The organism is Agromyces italicus DSM 16388 (assembly GCF_000421545.1).
GTDB lineage: Bacteria > Actinomycetota > Actinomycetes > Actinomycetales > Microbacteriaceae > Agromyces > Agromyces italicus.
Genome location: NZ_ATXF01000007.1, coordinates 365,260 through 384,738, shown reverse-complemented (window position 1 = coordinate 384,738; position 19,479 = coordinate 365,260). Strand labels below are relative to the sequence as shown.

The window sequence follows — 19,479 nt, the reverse complement described above, 5'->3', positions numbered from 1 at the left end:
CGGCTGCGCCGGATACGATTGGCGCGGCTCGACGGAAGGACTCCGCATGATCATCGCCGCCGCAGACGGCTCGGCCCTCGGCAACCCCGGCCCGGCCGGCTGGGCCTGGTACGTCGACGAGCGCACCTGGGCGGCCGGCGGGTGGAAGCACGCCACGAACAACCAGGGCGAGCTGAAGGCGGTGCTCGAACTCTTCCGCGCGACGGCGCACCTCGACGACGAACTGCTCGTGCAGTGCGACAGCCAGTACGTCATCAACTCGGTCACGAAGTGGATGCCCGGCTGGAAGCGCAAGGGCTGGCGCAAGGCCGACGGCAAGCCGGTCATGAACGTCGAGCTCCTCCAGCAGCTCGATGAGGTCCTCGCCGGTCGCCGCTACCGCTTCGAATGGGTGAAGGGCCATGTGGGGCATCCGCTCAACGAGGCGGCCGACTCGCGTGCCCGAGCCGTCGCCGAGGCCTATCGCAGCGGGCTGCCCATCCCCTCTGGGCCGGGCTGGACGGGCGACGGGGTTGCCGGGGCCGATGCAGTCCACGAGCGGATGCTCGACGAGGCGACCGCGATCGACGACGAGGACGACCGCGGCGACCGCGACGCCGACGAGGTGCCCGCAACGCTCTTCGAGCTCGACGAGGCGCCCGACGCGTGGCAGACGCTCACCCTCGAACTCTCGACGGAAGAGCACGATCGGCTCGTGCAGCGGGCGCGGGCGGCGGGCGTCTCCCCCGAGGAGTTCCTCCGCGGGCTCATCTGACTTCGGGTCTCGAGGCCGCCGCGCCGCTCAGCCCGGCGAGTGGAACCGCTGCTGCGCCGCAAGCAACCCGTCGCTCGCGATCGCCTCGGCTGCGTCCGCGGCATCCGAGATCAGATTCGGCAGTGACTGTCGCTCAGTGCCCGAGAAGTCCTTCAGCACGTAGTCGGCCGCGTCCTGCCGGCCGGGCGGGCGACCGACGCCGACGCGCACCCGCACGTAATCGGGGCCGAGCGCCTTCGAGATGTCGCGCAGGCCGTTGTGCCCGCCGTGTCCGCCGCCCTGCTTGAGCTTGACCGTGTCGAAGGGCAGGTCGAGCTCGTCGTGCACGACGATGAGTCGTTGGGGGTCGACGCCGTAGAACTTCACGAGCGCAGAGACCGGGCCGCCCGAGGTGTTCATGTACGAGTTCGGCTTCGCTATGACGAGCTTCGGGCCGCCGGGTCGGAGAAAGCCCTCGGCGACGCGCGAGGGCGTCTTGTGACTCTTGAAGGCCGCGCCGATGCGCGCGGCGAGCTGATCGGCGACCATCTGGCCGACGTTGTGGCGGTTGCCCGCGTACTGCGCCCCGGGGTTGCCGAGGCCGACGACGAGCCAGGTGTTCGCGGCCACGATGGGTTCCTTCCGGGGGCGCAGGCGGTCGAGGAGTCCGATGATCGTCTCCGTTCGCGAGTTTCGAGATGTGCGGTTCGAGAGTTGGTGCCCGTTGACGGCAACGAGGGCTGCGGCCCGCTCCGAGCGTACCCGGGGGCGGCCCGGCAGGCCCTCGCGCGAGTGGGACTCCTCGGCGGTGGCCACGCCCCTCGGCTGCCTCGGCTGCTTCTTCGCCCAGGTCGAGCTTCCGGGGGTGCGCACGTTCACGACGAGCGCGTCACCGTCGGCGGCGAGCGCGGTGCCCGCGGGAAAGCTCGAGCCGTCCGGGGTGCTGTCAAGGCTCGATCCCTCCCCGGGCCTACCAGAGCTCGCCGCGGAAGAGGAGGGCCGACCACGCCGCGGGGTCACCGACCGGGCGGGCATCGACGACGACCGTGTCGCCGTCGACCGTGACGTTCTCGACGGTGAAGTACTCGGAGTACGGGGTGCCCTCGAGTTCGTCGCTGAGCTCGGCGAGCGGGTCGCCCTGCAGCGTCGCGCCCTGCTCGTAGAACTCGCGCATCGACTCGCCGAGCGCCTCGGCGTCGCCGTCGGTGACCGCGACGATGTGCACGAGCGCCCCGTCGGCGTCCTTCGTCAACCCCGCGCCGAGGTAGCCGGCGAGCGAGCCCTCCTCGGTCGGGTGGATCGCGGCCGACAACACGCCGCGCTCGTCGAGCGCCTGCGCCGCGGCGACCGCCTGCTCGTCGGTCGACGCCGTCGTGCCGTCGAGGACCATCTGCAGCTGCCTCTCGCTGCTCGTGATCACGACCTGGTCGTCGATCAGCGCGATGCGCTGCGAGTACATCTCCGCTTCGCCGAGGCCGAGGTCGATGGCGCCGTCGTCGCCGCGCATCCAGGCGCCGTCGACCGGCTCGCCGAGCGCCTCCGTCAGACGCTCGGCGGCGTCGCCCGGCGCCTCGAAGGCGAGCACGGCCTCGGACCGTCCGCCCGTCTCGACGAAGCGCTCGACGTCGACCAGCGAGAGCCCGAGTACCTTCGCGACCTCTCCGGCAAGGTCCAACTTGTACCAGGAGAACGACTGGGGCGTGATGAACCCGAGCTCCGTCTCCAGCGGGCGGTAGATGTCCTCGAGTGTGCCGCCCTCCTCGATGCCCAGGGCGGCCTGGGCGGCCTCGATGTCGCCGTAACTGATGTCGTCGCCGGCGGGCACGAACGCGAGTTCGTGCACGAAGCCGCTGCCGCGCGCGGCCGTGCCGGCGGCATCGCTCGCAGCGGCCGTCGGCTCGTCCTCGCCCGAGCCGGCGGAGGCGCACCCAGCGAGCAGAAGCATGGCGGCGAGGGCGATCGGCATCGCGGTGATGGGCGCGAGGGCGCGGCGGGTCATGGGCTCTCCGTTCTCGTCGGCGCGCGGCCGAGCAGGGTGTGCGGGATCCGGGGGCGACGTCGGCAGTTCCAGGGCCGCAGAAGCGCCTGGCCGGACTCCGGCGACGGGGAACGGCGAGGGCCCGTCCTCGACCGACAGGTCGTGGACAGGCCCTCGCGCGCGAGTGTGCTTACTCGGCGGCAGCCTCTTCGGCGGGTGCCTCGGCGGCCTCGCCCTCGACGCCCTCGACGCCCTCGGCGGCCTCGGCGGCCTCCTCGCCCAGGTCGACCTTCTGGGGGGTGTGCACGTTCACGACGAGCGCGTCGCCGTCGGTGACGAGCGCGGCGCCCTTGGGAAGCTCGACGTCCTTCGCGTGGATCTGGGTGCCCTCTTCGAGGCCCTCGACCGACACGACCACGTTCTCGGGGATGTGGGTCGCCTCGACCTCGAGGAGCAGGGTGTGCGAGTCGAGGTCGGCGATGGTGCCGGGAGCGGGCTCGCCCTCGACGTGCACGGGGATCTCGACCTGGACCTTCTCGCCCTTCTTCACGACGATGAGGTCGAGGTGCTCGATGATCTGGTGCACCGGGTCCTTCTGCACGTCCTTGACGAGGACGAGCTGGCTTTTGCCGCCGATCTGCAGGTCGAGCACGGCGTTCGCCTTGCGGATGAGGAGGCCGACCTGGTGGGCCGGCAGGGTGACGTGCTGCGGCTCGGTGCCGTGGCCGTAGACCACCGCGGGGATCTTGCCGGCGGCGCGGATCTTGCGGGCCGCACCCTTGCCGAAGCTCTCGCGGGCTTCTGCGATGACCTTGTTGTCGTCGTCCATGATGTTCTCCTTGCGGGCGCACGGCCCAGATCGTGTATCTGTCGTCTCGACTCGAACGCGCGCAGTGACCTGCGCAGAGCGTGAGGAAAAGCCGTGGAGCCTGCTCCTACCGCGTCGATCACGGATGCCTCGCCGACCGCTTTCACGGGCGGGCGGGCGTCCCTCGCCGAAGTCCAATCGCCCAGTCTACCCGAACTCGCACGCGGCGTCGTTCCGAGCGGTTCGACGCCTCACCCGGGGTCGGAGCGGCCGAGTGCGTCGCGCACGTCCGCCACGAGCTCGGCCGGGCTGCGGCGCACGTCGAGCACGACGCCGCGCTCGTCGCCGCCGAGCGGCTCGAGCGCCGCGAACTGCGAGGCGAGCAGACTCGTGGGCATGAACTCGTGCTCGCGATCGCGCTGACGTTCGGCGATGAGCCCGGCGTCGCCGGCGAGATGCACGAAGACGGTGCTGGGCGCGTGCGCCGTCAGCTGCGCGCGGTAGCTGCGCCGGAGCGCCGAGCACGCGACCACGATCGGAACGCCCTCGGCGAGTTCGGCGGCGATGCGCGCGCCGACGCGATCGAGCCACGGCGCCCGGTCGGCGTCGTCGAGCGGGCGGCCCTCGGCCATCTTGCGCCGGTTCGCGAGCGGGTGGAGCTCGTCGCCGTCGACGAACGGCACGCCGAACGCTCGGGCGAGCGCGGCGCCGACCGTCGACTTGCCCGAGCCGGAGACGCCCATCACGACGAGCGGGGTGTGCAGGGCCTCGGACACGGCATGCTCCTCACTCGTCGCGACTGCGAACCTACCGCACGCCGCCGGCTCGGCGACGGGCGAGCGCCTGCTCACCGCAACACCGTGCAACGGTGAGGCGCGCTCACAGTACGCTGGGAACGACCCCACCCTTTCTTCGAGGAGAGCTACGTGCCTGTCACCCCTTCAGCAAACATCGGCGTCGTCGGCCTCGCCGTCATGGGCTCGAACCTCGCCCGCAACCTCGCGAGCCGCGAGGGCAACACGGTCGCGGTGTTCAACCGCTCCCCCGAGCGCACCAGGCTCCTCGTCGATGAGCACCCCGAAGCCGGATTCGTCGCGAGCGAGTCGTACGACGACTTCGTCGCCTCGCTCCAGAAGCCCCGCACCGCGATCATCATGGTGCAGGCGGGCCGCGGCACCGATGCCGTCATCGCCGAACTGGCGAGCCGCTTCGAGCCCGGTGACATCATCGTCGACGGCGGCAACGCGAACTTCCACGACACCATCCGCCGCGAGGGCGAGATCTCGCCCACCGGCATCCACTTCGTCGGCACCGGCATCTCGGGCGGCGAGGAGGGCGCGCTCAACGGCCCCTCGATCATGCCCGGCGGCTCGGCCGAGTCGTACGAGACCCTCGGCCCGATCCTCGCCTCGATCGCCGCGGTCGCCGAGGGCGAGCCCTGCGTGACCCATGTCGGCACCGACGGCGCCGGCCACTTCGTCAAGATGGTGCACAACGGCATCGAGTACGCCGACATGCAGCTCATCGCCGAGGCCTACGACCTCATCCGCCAGGGCACGGGCAAGTCGCCGGCCGAGATCGCCGACATCTTCGCCGAGTGGAACACCGGCGAGCTCGAGAGCTACCTCATCGAGATCACCGCCGAGGTGCTCCGACAGGTGGATGCCTCGACCGGCCTCCCGCTCGTCGACGTCATCCTCGACGAGGCGGGCGCCAAGGGCACCGGCGCGTGGACGGTGCAGAACGCCCTCGACCTCGGCGTCCCCGTCTCGGGCATCGTCGAAGCCGTGTTCGCCCGCAGCCTGTCGTCGAAGCGCGCCCAGCGCGAGGCATCCGGTGACCTGCCCGGCCCCGACGGCGAGTTCGCCGTCGCCGACGCCGACGCCTTCATCGAGGACGTCCGCCAGGCGCTCTACGCCTCGAAGATCATCGCCTACTCGCAGGGGTTCGACGAGATCATCGCGGGCGCCGAGCAGTTCGGCTGGGACGTCAAGAAGGGCGACATCGCGAAGATCTGGCGAGCCGGATGCATCATCCGCGCCCGCTTCCTCAACCGTATCGCCGACGCCTACGCCGAGGACCCCGAGCTCGTGGCCCTCGTCGTCGCGCCGTACTTCCGCGACGCCGTCACCGGCGCCCAGGCGGCGTGGCGTCGCGTCGTCGTCGCGGCGGCGCAGTCGGGCATCCCGACCCCGGCGTTCAGCTCCTCGCTCGCGTACTACGACGGCCTGCGTGCACCGCGCCTGCCCGCTGCCCTCGTGCAGGGCCAGCGCGACTTCTTCGGCGCGCACACCTACCAGCGCGTCGACAAGGAGGGCGTCTTCCACACGCTGTGGTCGGGCGACCGCAGCGAGATCGAGACGACGCCGTCGTCGCACTGATCCTTCGAGGCATCGAACGGCTGCCTCCGGTCCGCGGTCACGGATAGGCTCGTCGCATGGGCGAACCGAAGTGGCGCAGCGAGGGAGACGACCCCGACTACCGGTTCACCCTCGCGAACGAGCGAACGTTCCTCGCCTGGATCCGCACGGCGCTCGCACTCATCGCAGGAGGGGTGCTGCTGCACGAGTTCGCCGCCGGCATCGGACCGCGCCCCCTCGTCACGGCGCTCGCGGTCGCGCTCGGTGCGGCCTCGGCGGTGCTGGCGCTGCTCTCGTACCTGCGCTGGCGCGGCAACGAGATCGCGATGCGCCACGGCCGCCGGCTCGGCTTCAGCTGGGCGCTTCCGGTGCTCGCGGCCGTCTGCCTGGTCACCGCGATCGCGCTCACGGCGTTCCTGGCGCTGCCATGAGCACGGCGAGCGTGCGCGACCCTGGGCTGCAGCCCGAACGGACCGCACTCTCGTGGACCCGCACGGCGCTGGTCGTCGCCGTCAACGCGCTCCTCGCCCTCCGCACCGGGTTCGTCGAGGGCGAGCCCTGGCTCGTCGTCGCCGGTCTCGTGCTCGTCGTCGCCGGCGGCGCGGTGGCGGCGATCGGCTCGATCCGCAGCCGTCAACTCGAGGCGGGCTCGTTCGCCCCGCCAGTCGCGCTCATCGGCGTCGTCACCGCCGTGACGCTCGCCGCGGCGGCCGCGGGCATCGGCTCGGTCGTCGGCGGGGCGGGTCTGTGAGCGACTCCGACCCCGAATTCGAGGGCCGGCCCCACGACGACCGCCCTGTCTTCGGCGAACGTCGCCGACGGGTGCTCCGCATCACGGTGCTCGTCGCGCTGGCCGCGCTGGTGCTGCCGCTCGTGCTCTCGGTCGCGGGCCAGGCGCAGTCGGCGGCGGCTCGCGCGTGCGCCGTCTACGTCGAGCGATTCGATGCCGATGCGGTCGGCTCCCGCGTCGCGCTCGACCTCTTCGCCGACGGTGGCCCTGGGTGGACGTGTTCCGCGGTGTCGGAGGGCGGTGTCGAGACGCCGCTCGCGAACCTCGGACTCCTGCCGAGCGCACCGCAGCCGGTGGGCCCCGACGAGATCCCCGCCTAGCCCGAGCGCATCGTGGGGTCGGTTGCCCTCGACGGCACAACGCTCGTCAGGTATCTTGATGTCAAGATACTTTCGGAGGTTCGAGATGCTGCATCACGTTCAACTCGCCTGCCCTCGCGGCCGGGAGGATGCGCTCCGCGACTTCTACGTCGGCGTGCTCGGTCTCACCGAGCACGAGAAGCCGCCCGCGCTCGCGGCCCGTGGCGGCTGCTGGTTCCGCGGCCACGGCATCGAACTGCACCTCGGCGCCGAACCCGATTTCGCGCCCGCGACGAAGGCGCACCCCGGTCTCCTCGTGGAGGACCTCGACGGGTGGGCCCGGCGGCTGCGCGAAGCGGGCTACCCCGTGCACTTCGACGACGACTTCCCGGGGATGCGCCGCTTCTACAGCGAGGATTGCCACGGCAATCGTCTCGAGTTCCTCGAACCGATCGGCTGAGGCGCGGTCACGCCCCGCCGGCGTCGAGGCTCGCGGGCTCGTCGGCGCTCGCGGGCTCGTCGGGGAACACCCGCTTGTACTTGCGACCGTCGGCGAGCTCGACCGTCTCGGCGCGCAGGATGCCCCGGGTGACCCGCTGGTAGATGGCCTGCGCCGTGACGCCGTACTTCGCCGCCGCCTCGGCGACCGAGAGCCCCGGAAGCCCGGTCGGCACGCTCGACGGGCGCTCGCGCTTGCGCCTGCGACTCGCCTCCTGGCGCTCGGCGATCGCCTCGTCGTCGCCCGCCCAGCGGTACTTGGCAGCCGAGGTGCTGAGGCCCGCGGTCTCGGCGATCTCGTCCCAGCCGATCCCGGCGGCGAGTGCGTCGCGCACGGCGGCGAGCGCGGCCGGGTCGGCTTCGAGGGCGGCCACGAGCGAACGGATGCCGCCGAGCCGCTCGAGCGGCGAGGCATCCGCCGCATCGTCGGCCCCGCCGGCCCCGCCGCCCGCGAGCGCGTCGAGCGCGACCAGTTCGGCGAGCGCCCGCGCGGTCTCGGCGGAGAGGAACGACACGGCCCGACCCTCGCTCAGCCGTTCAGCAGGCCGTTGCGCACCTCGCGGCGCAGCACCTTGCCGATGAGCGACCTGGGCAGATCGTCGGCTGGCAGGATGCGCCTCGGCACCTTGTACGGCGTCAGCCCGGCGCGCACGAAGTCGCGGATCGACTTCTCGTCGAACTCGGCTCCTTCGGCGAGCACGACCACCGCGACGACCTCTTCGCCGGTGCGCTCGTCGGGCAGGCCCACGACGGCCGCGTCCTCGACGTCGGGGTGCGAACGCAACGCCTCCTCGACCTCGCTCGGCGCGACGTTGAAGCCGCCCGTGATGATGAGCTCCTTGATGCGGTCGATGATGCGCACGAAGCCCTCGTCGTCGATCGAGACGATGTCGCCCGTGCGGAACCAGGGCGCCCCGCCCTCGGGGTCGGCGACGAAGACGGCCTCGGTCTCTTCGGGCTTCTGCCAGTAGCCCGAGAACACCTGCGGGCCGCGCACGATCAGTTCGCCCTCGGCGCCGGGTGCGACGTCGTTCGACGGCTGTTCGGGGTCGACGACCCGGCATTCGGTCGACGGCAGGGGCAGGCCGACGGTGCCCGCCTTGCGGTTCGGCGCGACGGGGTTCGCCATCAGCACGGGCGAGCATTCGCTGAGCCCGTAGCCCTCGACGAGGTAGCCGCCCGTCGCGGCCTCCCACGGGTCGACGACCTCGGCAGACAGGGGCATGGCCCCCGAGATGGCGATCTGGATGCCCTGGAGCGAGACGCCCTCGGCGGCCGCGGCCTTCGTGAGCCGGTCGTAGATCGGCGGCACCGCGGGCAGGAAGGTCGCGGGATGCTTCTTCACGACCTTCAGCACGAGCTCGGGGTCGAACTTCGGGAAGAGCACGAGGCGTGCGCCCATGCTCATCGCGAAGGTGAGGCAGAGCGTCAGCCCGTAGGCGTGGAACATGGGCAGCACCGCGTAGACGACCGCGGTGCCGCGCGGCACGTCGGGCACCCACGCCCGCGACTGCGCCGCGTTCACGAGCAGGTTCGCGTGCGTCAGCGTCGCGCCCTTCGGGCTGCCCGTGGTGCCGCTCGTGTACTGGATGAGCGCCACGTCGGCCGCCGTCGGCGCGATGATGTGCGCGTCGATCGGCGCCGAGGAGGTGAGCTCCTCCCAGCGCACGGCGCCGCGTACCTTCGTCGTCAGCGCCGCGCGCGACTCGCGCGCCTTCGAGACCGGCAGGCGGAGCAGGGCCCTCGTGAGGAACGGCATCGCCCGCGTCACGTCGACCGAGACGAGGTGCGCGACCTGCACGTCGGAGGGGAACGCCTGGATCGTCAGGGCGACCTTGTCCCAGGCGATCACGACGCGTGCGCCGTGGTCCTCGAACTGGTGCCGCAACTCGCGCGGCGTGTACAGCGGGTTGTGCTCGACGACGATCGCCCCGAGCCGCAGCACCGCGTAGAACGCGACGATGTGCTGCGGGCAGTTCGGCAGCACGAGGGCGACCGGGTCGCCCTTCTGCACGCCGAGCAGGCGCAGCCCCTCGGCGGCGCGTTCGATCTGCTCGCCGAGTTCGCGGTAACTCATCGTGCGCTCGAAGAACTCGAGCGCGACGTTGTCGGGGTACTGCTCGACCGAGCCGCGGATGAGGTCGTAGAGCGAGCCCTCGGGCTCGTCGACGTCGTCGGGCACCCCCGACGCGTAGCTCGCGAGCCAGGGGCGGGGCGTCGTGATGGCCATCAGCCGGGCCTAGGCCGCGCCGTCGAACATGCTCGTGACCGAGCCGTCTTCGAAGACCTCGTGGATCGCACGGGCGAGGAGCGGCGCGATCGGGAGGATGGTGAGGCGGTCCCAGCGCTTCTCCTCCGGCAGCGGCAGCGTGTCGGTGACCACGACTCGGTCGATGAAGTCGGACTGCAGGATCTCGGTCGCCGGGTTCGAGAACACGGCGTGGGTCGCGGCGACCACGACGCCGGTGGCCCCCGCGGCCTTCAGCGCCTCGGCGGCCTTGACGATGGTGCGGCCCGTGTCGATGAGGTCGTCGACGAGCAGGCACACCCGGCCGTTGACCTCGCCGACGATCTCGTGCACCGAGACCTGGTTCGGCACGAGCGGGTCGCGCCGCTTGTGGATGATCGCGAGCGGCACGCCGAGCTTGTCGCTCCAGATGTCGGCGACGCGCACCCGGCCCATGTCGGGTGAGACGACGGTGAGGGTCGCGGGGTCGAGCGAGTTCTTGAACTCCTCGAGCAGCACCGGCATGGCGAAGAGGTGGTCGACGGGGCCGTCGAAGAAGCCCTGGATCTGCGCCGCGTGCAGGTCGATCGACATGATGCGGTCGGCGCCGGCCGTCTTGAACAGGTCGGCGACGAGGCGCGCCGAGATGGGCTCGCGGCCGCGACCCTTCTTGTCTTGACGCGCGTACGGGTAGAACGGCGCGACCACGGTGATGCGCTTGGCGGAGGCCCGCTTCAGCGCGTCGACCATGATGAGCTGCTCCATGAGCCACTCGTTGATCGGCGAGGTGTGCGACTGGATGACGAATGCGTCGGAGCCGCGCACGCTCTCGTCGTAGCGGGCGTAGATCTCACCGTTCGCGAAGGTCCGGGCATCGGTGGGCACGAGCTCTGCGCCGAGTTCGGCCGCGATCTCCTCGGCGAGCGCGGGGTGCGCCCGCCCGGACACCAGTACGAGTCGCTTCGATCCGGTGGTCTCGATTCCCGACATCTGCTGTGTCCTCTCCACCCGCGATCCGCCGGTGCGTCAGTCGACGACGGGTTCGGATGCCTCGCCGGCAACCTCGGCCGCCTGGGCTGCCGCGGTGCCTGCTCGATACTGCTGGACCCATCCTTCGATGTTGCGTTGCGGCGCCACGTTCACGGCGAGCGCACCGGCGGGGACCTCCTTGCGGACGACCGTGCCGGCACCCGTGTAGACGCCGTCTCCAATCCTAACGGGCGCGACGAAGACGCCGTGCGAGCCGGTGCGCACGTGCGAGCCGATCTCGGTGCGGTGCTTCTGCACCCCGTCGTAGTTCGCGGTGATCGATCCGGCGCCGACGTTCGAGTGCACCCCGATCGTCGCGTCGCCGATGTACGAGAGGTGCGGCACCTTGCTGCCTTCGCCGATCTGCGCGTTCTTCGTCTCGACGAACGCGCCGATCTTGCCGTCGGCGCCGAGCACGGTGCCCGGGCGCAGGAACGAGAACGGGCCGACCGTCGCACCGGCGCCGATGACGGCGAGGGTGCCGTCGGTGCGGCGGACCTCGGCATTCTCGCCGACCTCGCAGTCGACGAGGGTCGTGTCGGGGCCGACGACCGCACCGGTCGCGATGACGGTCGCACCCTTCAGCTGCGTGCCCGGGCGGATCGTCACGTCGGACTCGATCTTCACGGCGAGGTCGATCCAGGTCGTGGCGGGGTCATCGATCGTGACGCCGGCGAGCTGCCAGCCGCGCACGATGAGGGCGTTCAGCCGTGCCGCGGTCTCGGAGAGCTGGGCGCGGTCGTTGATGCCGGCGACGAGCCAGGGCTCGGCCACCGGCACTGCCTCGACCTCGCTGCCCGCCGCGCGGAGGAGGCCGATCACGTCGGTCAGGTACTTCTCGCCCTGGGCGTTCTCGGTCGTGAGGTTCGCGAGCTGGTCGCGCAGGGCGGCCGCACCGAAGGCGTAGATGCCGGCGTTGATCTCGGCGATGGCCCGCTCGTCGGGCGTGGCATCCTTCTGCTCGACGATGCGGTCGAAGGCACCCGCGTCGCTGCGCACGATGCGCCCGTAGCCGCTCGGGTCGTCGTAGACGGCCGAGAGCACGGAGGCGGCCGAACCGGTGCCGCGGTGGCGCCCGAGGAACTCGGCGAGAGTGTCGGCGTCGAGGAGCGGCACGTCGCCGTTGAGCACGAGCACGTCGCCGTCGAAGCCCTCGGGCAGCGCGGCGACCGCGAGCTCGACCGCGCGGCCGGTGCCGTCGATCTCGTCCTGGTCGACCAGCACGGTGCCCGGGAAGCCCGCCTCGATCGCCGAGGCGACCTGCTCGCGCTCGTGGCGCACCACGGCGAGGACGTGGGCGGCGTCGAGTGCGCGCGCGGTGGCGAGCACGTGGCCGACGATCGGCGCACCCGCGAGCGGGTGGAGCATCTTCGGCAGCGAGGACTTCATGCGGGTGCCCTGGCCTGCGGCGAGGACGATGATCGCGAGGTTCTGGTCGGTCATGCTGGCTTCCTGTGAGTACGGATGCTTCGGACGCGGGGCCGCGTGCAGCGTGGTCGGGCTCCGCCACCAGGATTCGAACCTGGGCCTCACAGCTCCAAAGGCTGTCGTGCTGCCGTTACACCATGGCGGATCGCGCGCGGCGGCTTCCCGGCGCACGCGCCCTCAAGTCTGCCATGCCGCAAACCTCGCGCGATAATGGCGGGATGAGCGATGCCGACGAGGTCGACCGGATCGTCGACGACTGGGAGCGCGAGCGCCCCGACCTCGACTTCTCCCCGCTGCAGGTGCTGTCGCGCGTCGCCCGACTCGCGAAGCACCTCGACCGGGCGCGGCGACAGGCGTTCGCGCGCTCCGAGCTCGAGGCGAGCGAGTTCGACGTGCTCTCGGCGCTGCGTCGTGCGGGCGCTCCGTACCGGCTCTCCCCCAAGGCGCTGCTCCAGCAGACGCTCGTGTCGAGCGGCACCATGACGAACCGCATCGACCGCCTGGTCGAGCGCGGGCTCGTCACCCGCCAGACCGACCCGAACGACGGGCGCGGCATCCTCGTCGAGATGAGCCCGGCCGGCCTCACCCGGGTCGATGCCGCGATCACCCGACTCGTCGACGCTGAGGCCGAACTGCTCTCGCGGCTTCCCGCGGCCGAGCAGAAGCGGCTGGCGGGGCTGCTGCGCAAGCTCAGCCTCGGTTTCGACACGCTGTAGAACGGCGGGGCGGTCGGGTTGCGTCTCGGCACCGCCCCGCGCCCGGGCATGTGCAGAACTCAGGATGCTTCGCCCGCCGCGCCGCACGCGGAGCGCATCCGCGCGGCGTGCCGCACGAAGCATCCTGAGTTCTGCACGGCCGGAGCGGATGGCCGACCCCGCCCCGACTAGCGGCGCAACACCTTGCGCGCGAGCCAGTTGCCGAAGAACTGCAGGCCCTGCACGAAGACCACGATGACGAGCAGCGCCGCCCACGTGATCGCCGGCTCGAACTGCCGGTACCCGTAGACGAGCGCGAAGTTGCCGAGCCCGCCGCCGCCGATGAAGCCGGCCATCGCCGTCATGTCGACGATCGCGACGACGATGAAGGTGTAGCCGAGGATGAGCGGGCCGAGCGCCTCCGGGATGACGACGGTGCGGAGGATCCGCACCGGGCCGGCGCCCATCGCGCGGGCCGCTTCGATCGTTCCCGGCGAGACCGTGATGAGATTCTGCTCGACGATGCGCGAGATCGCGAAGGAGGCCGCGATCGACAGCGAGAAGATCATCGCGTCGTTGCCGATGCCGATGCCGATCACGTACCGCGCGAACGGCTGCACCGCGGCGAGGAAGATGATGAACGGGATCGGGCGGAAGAAGTTGATGACGACGTTCAGCACGTTGAACACCGCGCGGTTGGGCAGCAGGCTGCCCGGGCGGGTGCTGTAGAGCAGCACCCCGAGCACGAGGCCGATCGCTCCGCCGACGAGGAGCGTCAGGGCGACCATGTAGAAGGTCTCGTAGGCGGCGACCCAGAACTCCGAACCCAGTTCGAACAGGCGATCCATCAGGCGGCCTCCGTCACTTCCACGCGCGCGGCGATCGAGGCGAGTGCGGCGTCGGTCGCCGCGTCCTCACCTCGGATCGCGAGCGTCAGGTGGCCGAACGCGCGGCCCTGGATGTCGTTGATGCCGCCGTAGACGAGCTCGAAGTCGAGCCCGGCCCGGGCGAGCTCGAGGAAGACCTGCGCCTGCGAGGCGTCGCCGTCGCGGAAGGAGATCGTCACGATCCGCCCCTCGTGACGTTCGCGCAGCACCGCGAGTTCGGCGGGCGAGGGCAGGCCCTTCACGACCGTCGCGACGAAGCGCTGCGAGGAGGAGTTCTTCGGGGTCGAGAAGACATCGAAGACGTCGCCGTTCTCGATCACCCGTCCGCCGTCCATGACGGCGACCTTCGTCGCGATCGACTGGATGACGTCCATCTCGTGCGTGATGACGACGATCGTCACGCCGAACTCCCGGTTGACGCGTTTGAGGAGCTCGAGCACCTCCTGCGTCGTCTCGGGGTCGAGCGCGCTCGTCGCCTCGTCGGCGAGGAGGAGGCGCGGCGAGGTCGCGAGCGCGCGGGCGATGCCGACGCGCTGCTTCTGCCCGCCCGAGAGCTGCTCGGGGTAGGACTTCGCCTTGTCCGAGAGCCCGACGAACTCGAGCAGCTCGGCGACGCGCGGGGCGATCTCGGCCTTCGACCAGCCGGCGACCTTCAGGGGGTAGGCGATGTTGCCCGCCACGGTCTTCGAGCTGAAGAGGTTGAACTGCTGGAAGATCATGCCGATGCCGAGCCGGATCTTGCGGAGCTCGCGCTCGGGCAGCCCCGTGAGCTCACGGCCGTCGAACTCGATCGACCCCGAGCTGGCCGGCTCGAGCGCATTGACGAGCCGCACGAGGGTCGATTTTCCGGCGCCCGAATAGCCGATGATGCCGTAGACGTCGCCTGGCTCGATGTCGAGCGTGACGTCGTCGACCGCGACGACCTCGCGGCCGCCCTTCTCGGGTGCCGGGTACGTCTTCGTGACGTTCTTCAGCGCGACGAGCGCCATGGTGGTTCTCCTCCGGACTCGTGGTCCTCTGGAAACGCGCATCGGGCGGCGGGACCGGGTTGGTCTCCGCCGCCCGCGCGGCGGAACGGGTGGAACGGGCGATCAGCCCTTGGCGGCCTTCGTGTCGGCCTCGACCTTGGCGAGCGACTCGGCGAGGTCGGCGACGGGCGTCACGAGCGGCACGCCGGTGCCGCCAGAGGCCTCGATGAGACCGGCCTGCACCTCGGGGTCGGTCTGGAAGATCTCGACGAGCTTCTTGTACGTCGCGTTGTCCTCGTCTTCGGCGCGCGTGGCGAAGATGTTGACGTAGGGCAGCGCGTTGGGGTCGCTCGGGTCGTCCTGCGCGATCGCGTCCTCGAAGGTGAGGCCGGCGTCGGCGACGAAGTCGTTGTTGATGACCGCGGCGGCGACGTCGGGCAGCGAGGTCGGCGTGAGCGAGGCCTCGAGCGCGGTGACCTCGACCCTCGAGGCGCTCTCATCGACGTCGGCGAGGTCGCTGAAGATCGTGCCGCCGCTCTTCAGTTCGATGAGGCCGGCCGACTGCAGCACGAGCAGCGCGCGCGCCTGGTTCGACGGGTCGTTCGGCACCGCGACGGTCTCGCCGTCCTTGATGTCGTCGGCCGACTCGTACTTGGTCGAGTAGAGGCCGAGCGGGTAGATCGCGGTCGAGCCGATCGCGACGAGGTCTTCACCGGCCGACACGTTGTAGTCGGCGAGGTAGACGATGTGCTGGAACTGGTTGAGGTCGAGCTCGCCCTCGGTCGTCGCGGGGTTCGGCTGCGCGTAGTCGCCGAAGTCGATGATCTCGAGGGTGATGCCCCCGTCGGCGGCGGCCTCTTCGAATGCGGCCCACTGCGGGTCGCCCTTGCCGACGACGCCGATCTTCACGACCTCGCTCGCCGCCTCGCCCTCGCCGCCGGCCGCGGGCGTCGCGCAGGCCGCGAGCCCGAACAGGAGGGGCGCCGCTGCGAGTGCGGCGATGAGCTTCGTGGTGCGGTGTGACATGGGGTTCCCTTTCGCTTCGGGCGCCGCGGTCTGGGTGCGGATGGGCGTGGAGCAGGCATGGCTCCGCCACCGTTGATTTCAGTGGGGGCGTCGATGCCGCGATCGCGGGCGCATCTCTACGCTAGGCGAAGGTTCTTCGCGCTGTTGACCACGTGGTCACAATGGGTCACAGCTTCTGCGACGTCAACCCTCGAGATTCTCAGATACTTCGAGCCAGCGGGTCTCGAGGTCGGCGACGGATGCCTCGAGCCCTCGCAGTTCGTCGCCGAGCGCGCCGAGCCCGACGTAGTCGGACTGGTCGTGGCGGGCGAGCTTCTCGTGCTGCACCGCGATCTCGGCCTGGAGCTTCTCGAGCCGGCGGTCGATCGAGGCGAGCTCCTTCTCGGCGTTGCGGCGTTCGGCCCCCGTCAGTGCGGGCACCGCAGCGGCTCCGCCGGCGGCCGCGCCGGTCGCCGCCGTCGAGGCCGAAGCGGCGGGCCCGCCCGCCGAGCCGCCGGGCGCCGCCGCACTCGCCTGCCTCGCGGCATCCACGCCGGCCCGCAGCTCGAGGTACTGCTCGATGCCGCGGGGCAGATCGCGCAGGTGGCCGTCGATGATCGCGAGCTGCCGATCAGTGACCCGCTCGATGAGGTAGCGGTCGTGCGAGACGACGAGGAGGGTGCCCGGCCACGAGTCGAGGAGGTCTTCGATCGCGGCGAGCATGTCGGTGTCGAGGTCGTTCGTCGGCTCGTCGAGAATCAGCACATTCGGCTCCTGCAACAGGATGAGCAGGAGCTGGAGACGGCGCTTCTGACCGCCCGAGAGGTTCTTCACCGGGGTCGAGAGCTGGGCGCTCGTGAAGCCGAGCCGCTCGAGCAGCTGCCCCGGGGTGAGTTCGACGGCCTTCGAGCCGGCGCCGACGGTGTAGCTCGCCCGCTGTTCGGCGACGACGGCCGACACCCGTTCGTCGGCCCACTCGGCGAGCTCCGCGAGCTCCTGGCTGAGGGTCGCGATGCGCACGGTCTTGCCCCGCTTCACCCGGCCTGTGGTCGGTTCGACGGCGCCCGTGACGAGCCCGAGCAGCGTCGACTTGCCGGCGCCGTTCACCCCGAGGATGCCGGTGCGCTCGCCAGGCGCGATGCGCCACTCGAGTTCGTGCAGCACCGTCTTCGAGCCCGTCGCCGACTCGGCCGACGGGTACTCGACACTCACATCGAGGAGGTCGACGACGTCTTTGCCGAGCCGCGACACCGCGAGCTGCGAGAGCTCGACCGCATTGCGCATGGGCGGCTCGTCCTCGATGAGCTGGTTCGCCGCCTCGATGCGGAACTTCGGCTTCGAGGTGCGCGCGGGCGCGCCGCGACGCAGCCACGCGAGCTCCTTGCGCATGAGATTCTGCCGCTTCGCCTCGCTCGCCGCGGCCATGCGGTCGCGCTCGACGCGCTGGAGCACGTACGCCGCGTACCCGCCCTCGAAGGGCTCGACGATCCCGTCGTGCACCTCCCAGGTCGCGGTGCACACCTCGTCGAGGAACCACCGGTCGTGGGTCACGACGACGAGCGCACCCTGACCCTGCGCCCAGCGGCCCTTGAGGTGCCCCGCGAGCCAGGCGATGCCCTCGACATCGAGGTGGTTCGTCGGTTCGTCGAGGAAGAGCACGTCCCAGTCGCCGATGAGCAGGGCCGCGAGGCCCACGCGTCGACGCTGGCCGCCCGAGAGGCTGCCGATCTGCGCCTGCCACGGGACATCCGCGAGCAGCCCGCCGATGACGTCGCGCACCTTCGCATCGCCCGCCCACACATGCTCGTCGATGCCGCCGACGACACCCTCGGCGACGGTGACGCCCGGGTCGACGACGTCGGCCTGGTCGAGCATGCCGATGCGGATGCCACGACGCTGCGTGACCCGCCCGCCGTCGGGTTCGAGGCGGCCGGCGAGGAGCTTCATGAGCGTCGACTTGCCGTCGCCGTTGCGGCCGACCACGCCCACGCGGTCGCCCTCGTCGATGCCGAGGGTCACCTCGTCGAAGACGGTGCGCGTCGGGAACTCGAGATGCAGGCGCTCAGCGCCGAGGAGGTGTGCCATGACCTGACGAGCCTAGCTGCGTTGGTCGAGGAGCGACGTGTCTCGGTGATGCGCTGGCGTGCCTCCCCGACGACCGGCGTATCGGGGTCCGCCTCAACCGCGCAGCACGCGCGCGCCGTGCACGGCGCCGTGCACGTGCAGGGCGTTGAGCCGGGCTGCCGAAAGCGCGACCTGCAGCTCGATCGCCGAGTCGGCGTCGTCGACGAGGAATGCGATCGTCGGCCCCGACCCCGAGACGAGTCCGGCGAGGGCGCCGTTCGACTCGCCGAGCTCGAGAATTCCTCCGAGTCCGGGCGCGAGTCCGAGCGCCGCGGCCTGGAGGTCGTTGTGGAGCGCCGCTGCGAGCATGCGGGCGTCGCCCGCCCGCAGCGCCTGCAGCACCTCGGCGTCGACCGCCGGGGTCGCAACACCCGGATCGAGTTCGGGGTGCGCCTCGCGGCGACGGTCGAGTTCGCGATAGACCCCGGGCGTCGACAGGCCGAACTCGGCCACCGCGAGCACCCAGTGGAACGATCCGGTCGCGAGTGCGGGGCTCAGCCGGTCGCCGCGCCCCGTGCCGATCGCCGTGCCGCCGGTGAGGGCGAACGGCACGTCGGCGCCGAGCTTGGCCGCGAGCGTGTGCAGCTCCTCCTTCGTGAGGCCGGTGCCCCAGAGCGCGTCGCACGCGACGAGGGTCGCCGCGGCATCCGCCGAGCCCCCGCCCATGCCGCCCGCGATGGGCACGTGCTTCTCGATCTCGAGTCGCACGCCGCCGGGAACACCCGCGGTGCGGGCGAGCAGCTTCGCCGCCTTGATCGCGAGGTTCGAGCGGTCGGCGGGCAGAGCCGACACGTCGACGCTGCCGCCGAAGGAGACGCTGAACTCGTCGTCGGGCCACGCCTGCACGTCCTCGTAGAGCGACACCGCCTGGTACGCGGTCGCGACGTCGTGGTACCCGTCGGGCTGCACCGCGCCCACGCGCATGAAGAGGTTGATCTTGCCGGGCGCCCGAACGTGCACTGCCTCGTCGGCCCAGGCGATCGTCATGCCCCCACGCTACCCGACGGCTTCGCGGCCACGACGCGCCTCACCCGACCTCGGCGAGCCATTCGCGCATACGGGCCTTCACCTCGGCGAGTCGCTCGTCTCCCGGCATGCGCCCCCACGTCAGTCCGATCGAACTACGACCGTCCGAGCGCGCGCTCGACGACGCGAGCACGAACTCGCCGCCGCCCTGCGGGAACCTCGCGGTCGGATGCTTCGCCGTCAGGTTAGGGCGAGGGGTGCCGTGCCGAGCGCCGCCTCGACGACCTCGGCGAGGGCGCGGAGCGCCGCGGTCTTCTCGAGGTCGACCGTGCGGGTGACGCTCGCCTCATAGCTGCCGTCCTGCCGCTGCCCCGGGCGGCGGATGCCGCGCGCCTGCTCGTACGCGACCGTCACGTTCTGCGCCCACCAGGGGTCGACACCGTGCTCGGCGACGAGCCACGCGGCGACGGCCTTATGCGTCCAGCCCGTCGCCTCGGCCTCGTCGAGGCGGGCGAACCACACCTCGCGCGGATGCCCGGTCGCGGACTCGACGGCGTCGTCGCCGACCCCGTCGGTGTTCGATCCCACGGGGTCGGATTCCACAGACTCGCTCATGCCCGCAACGCTACGCCTCCTCGGCGCGCTCATCGCACTGAAGTGCGGTTTCCGCGACTGAAGACGCCC

The 19,479-nt window shown here is 71.1% G+C and carries 21 protein-coding genes and 1 tRNA gene; 7 read left to right on the top strand and 15 right to left on the bottom strand.

Going from position 1 to position 19,479, the window contains the following annotated elements:
• Positions 1 to 46: 46 nt before the first annotated feature.
• Positions 47 to 754, top strand: coding sequence for an RNase H family protein (locus H516_RS0112265; protein WP_022890007.1), 708 nt, complete (start codon positions 47 to 49; stop codon positions 752 to 754).
• A 27-nt stretch (positions 755 to 781) separates the two neighbouring features.
• Here the strand turns inward: H516_RS0112265 and pth are convergent, their stop codons facing one another.
• From pth to H516_RS19910, 4 genes are all read right to left on the bottom strand, one after another.
• Complete coding sequence (gene pth, locus H516_RS22725) at positions 782 to 1,363, bottom strand: aminoacyl-tRNA hydrolase (RefSeq protein WP_026378719.1); 582 nt, start codon at positions 1,361 to 1,363, stop codon at positions 782 to 784.
• Between the two features lie 340 nt (positions 1,364 to 1,703).
• On the bottom strand, positions 1,704 to 2,732 hold the full coding sequence (locus tag H516_RS0112255; protein WP_022890005.1) for a hypothetical protein: 1,029 nt from the start codon (positions 2,730 to 2,732) through the stop codon (positions 1,704 to 1,706).
• A 169-nt stretch (positions 2,733 to 2,901) separates the two neighbouring features.
• Positions 2,902 to 3,540, bottom strand: coding sequence for a 50S ribosomal protein L25/general stress protein Ctc (locus tag H516_RS0112250; RefSeq protein ID WP_022890004.1), 639 nt, complete (start codon positions 3,538 to 3,540; stop codon positions 2,902 to 2,904).
• Positions 3,541 to 3,770: 230 nt separating this feature from the next.
• Positions 3,771 to 4,295 (bottom strand): gluconokinase, encoded by a 525-nt coding sequence (locus H516_RS19910; protein WP_022890003.1) that lies wholly within the window; start codon positions 4,293 to 4,295, stop codon positions 3,771 to 3,773.
• A 150-nt stretch (positions 4,296 to 4,445) separates the two neighbouring features.
• On the opposite strand from H516_RS19910, the gene gndA reads away from it, so the two are divergent.
• From gndA to H516_RS0112220, 5 genes are all read left to right on the top strand, one after another.
• Positions 4,446 to 5,900, top strand: a complete 1,455-nt coding sequence (gene gndA / locus H516_RS0112240) for an NADP-dependent phosphogluconate dehydrogenase (protein ID WP_022890002.1) — start codon at positions 4,446 to 4,448, stop codon at positions 5,898 to 5,900.
• 56 nt (positions 5,901 to 5,956) lie between these two features.
• The gene (locus H516_RS0112235; protein ID WP_022890001.1) at positions 5,957 to 6,310 is read left to right on the top strand and encodes a YidH family protein; all 354 of its coding nucleotides are present in this window, start codon (positions 5,957 to 5,959) and stop codon (positions 6,308 to 6,310) included.
• Positions 6,307 to 6,630 (top strand): DUF202 domain-containing protein, encoded by a 324-nt coding sequence (locus H516_RS0112230; protein WP_022890000.1) that lies wholly within the window; start codon positions 6,307 to 6,309, stop codon positions 6,628 to 6,630. Before H516_RS0112235 ends, H516_RS0112230 begins: the two co-directional genes overlap by 4 nt.
• The gene (locus tag H516_RS19905; RefSeq protein WP_022889999.1) at positions 6,627 to 6,989 is read left to right on the top strand and encodes a hypothetical protein; all 363 of its coding nucleotides are present in this window, start codon (positions 6,627 to 6,629) and stop codon (positions 6,987 to 6,989) included. The genes H516_RS0112230 and H516_RS19905 overlap by 4 nt, the downstream gene beginning before the upstream one ends.
• A gap of 85 nt (positions 6,990 to 7,074) precedes the next feature.
• On the top strand, positions 7,075 to 7,428 hold the full coding sequence (locus H516_RS0112220; protein ID WP_022889998.1) for a VOC family protein: 354 nt from the start codon (positions 7,075 to 7,077) through the stop codon (positions 7,426 to 7,428).
• A gap of 7 nt (positions 7,429 to 7,435) precedes the next feature.
• Here the strand turns inward: H516_RS0112220 and H516_RS0112215 are convergent, their stop codons facing one another.
• The 5 genes from H516_RS0112215 to H516_RS0112195 all read right to left on the bottom strand — a co-directional run bounded on the left by H516_RS0112215 (position 7,436) and on the right by H516_RS0112195 (position 12,295).
• Positions 7,436 to 7,981: a hypothetical protein gene (locus tag H516_RS0112215; protein ID WP_022889997.1), complete on the bottom strand. Its 546-nt coding sequence runs from the start codon at positions 7,979 to 7,981 to the stop codon at positions 7,436 to 7,438.
• A gap of 14 nt (positions 7,982 to 7,995) precedes the next feature.
• Positions 7,996 to 9,696, bottom strand: coding sequence for a long-chain-fatty-acid--CoA ligase (locus H516_RS0112210; protein WP_022889996.1), 1,701 nt, complete (start codon positions 9,694 to 9,696; stop codon positions 7,996 to 7,998).
• A gap of 9 nt (positions 9,697 to 9,705) precedes the next feature.
• Positions 9,706 to 10,683, bottom strand: coding sequence for a ribose-phosphate diphosphokinase (locus tag H516_RS0112205; RefSeq protein WP_022889995.1), 978 nt, complete (start codon positions 10,681 to 10,683; stop codon positions 9,706 to 9,708).
• A gap of 36 nt (positions 10,684 to 10,719) precedes the next feature.
• On the bottom strand, positions 10,720 to 12,165 hold the full coding sequence (gene glmU, locus H516_RS0112200; protein ID WP_022889994.1) for a bifunctional UDP-N-acetylglucosamine diphosphorylase/glucosamine-1-phosphate N-acetyltransferase GlmU: 1,446 nt from the start codon (positions 12,163 to 12,165) through the stop codon (positions 10,720 to 10,722).
• 58 nt (positions 12,166 to 12,223) lie between these two features.
• A tRNA-Gln gene (locus H516_RS0112195) sits at positions 12,224 to 12,295 on the bottom strand.
• A 73-nt stretch (positions 12,296 to 12,368) separates the two neighbouring features.
• Here H516_RS0112195 and H516_RS0112190 point away from each other — a divergent pair.
• Positions 12,369 to 12,866, top strand: coding sequence for a MarR family winged helix-turn-helix transcriptional regulator (locus H516_RS0112190; protein WP_022889993.1), 498 nt, complete (start codon positions 12,369 to 12,371; stop codon positions 12,864 to 12,866).
• 167 nt (positions 12,867 to 13,033) lie between these two features.
• Here H516_RS0112190 and H516_RS0112185 read toward each other — a convergent pair whose 3' ends face one another.
• The 6 genes from H516_RS0112185 to H516_RS19900 form a co-directional block, all read right to left on the bottom strand.
• Positions 13,034 to 13,693, bottom strand: a complete 660-nt coding sequence (locus H516_RS0112185) for a methionine ABC transporter permease (protein ID WP_022889992.1) — start codon at positions 13,691 to 13,693, stop codon at positions 13,034 to 13,036.
• A complete protein-coding gene (locus H516_RS0112180) occupies positions 13,693 to 14,721 on the bottom strand; it encodes a methionine ABC transporter ATP-binding protein (RefSeq protein WP_022889991.1) in 1,029 nt (342 codons plus the stop codon). Before H516_RS0112180 ends, H516_RS0112185 begins: the two co-directional genes overlap by 1 nt.
• 102 nt (positions 14,722 to 14,823) lie before the next feature.
• Positions 14,824 to 15,726 carry a MetQ/NlpA family ABC transporter substrate-binding protein gene (locus H516_RS0112175; protein ID WP_022889990.1) on the bottom strand — a complete coding sequence of 301 codons (903 nt, stop codon included), beginning with the start codon at positions 15,724 to 15,726 and terminating at the stop codon, positions 14,824 to 14,826.
• A 183-nt stretch (positions 15,727 to 15,909) separates the two neighbouring features.
• Entirely contained in the window at positions 15,910 to 17,790 is a 1,881-nt protein-coding gene (locus H516_RS0112170; RefSeq protein WP_022889989.1) for an ABC-F family ATP-binding cassette domain-containing protein, read from the bottom strand.
• 93 nt (positions 17,791 to 17,883) lie between these two features.
• A complete protein-coding gene (locus H516_RS0112165) occupies positions 17,884 to 18,816 on the bottom strand; it encodes a 4-(cytidine 5'-diphospho)-2-C-methyl-D-erythritol kinase (RefSeq protein ID WP_022889988.1) in 933 nt (310 codons plus the stop codon).
• Between the two features lie 219 nt (positions 18,817 to 19,035).
• On the bottom strand, positions 19,036 to 19,410 hold the full coding sequence (locus H516_RS19900) for a DUF4287 domain-containing protein (protein WP_157432245.1): 375 nt from the start codon (positions 19,408 to 19,410) through the stop codon (positions 19,036 to 19,038).
• Between the last annotated feature and the right edge of the window lie 69 nt (positions 19,411 to 19,479).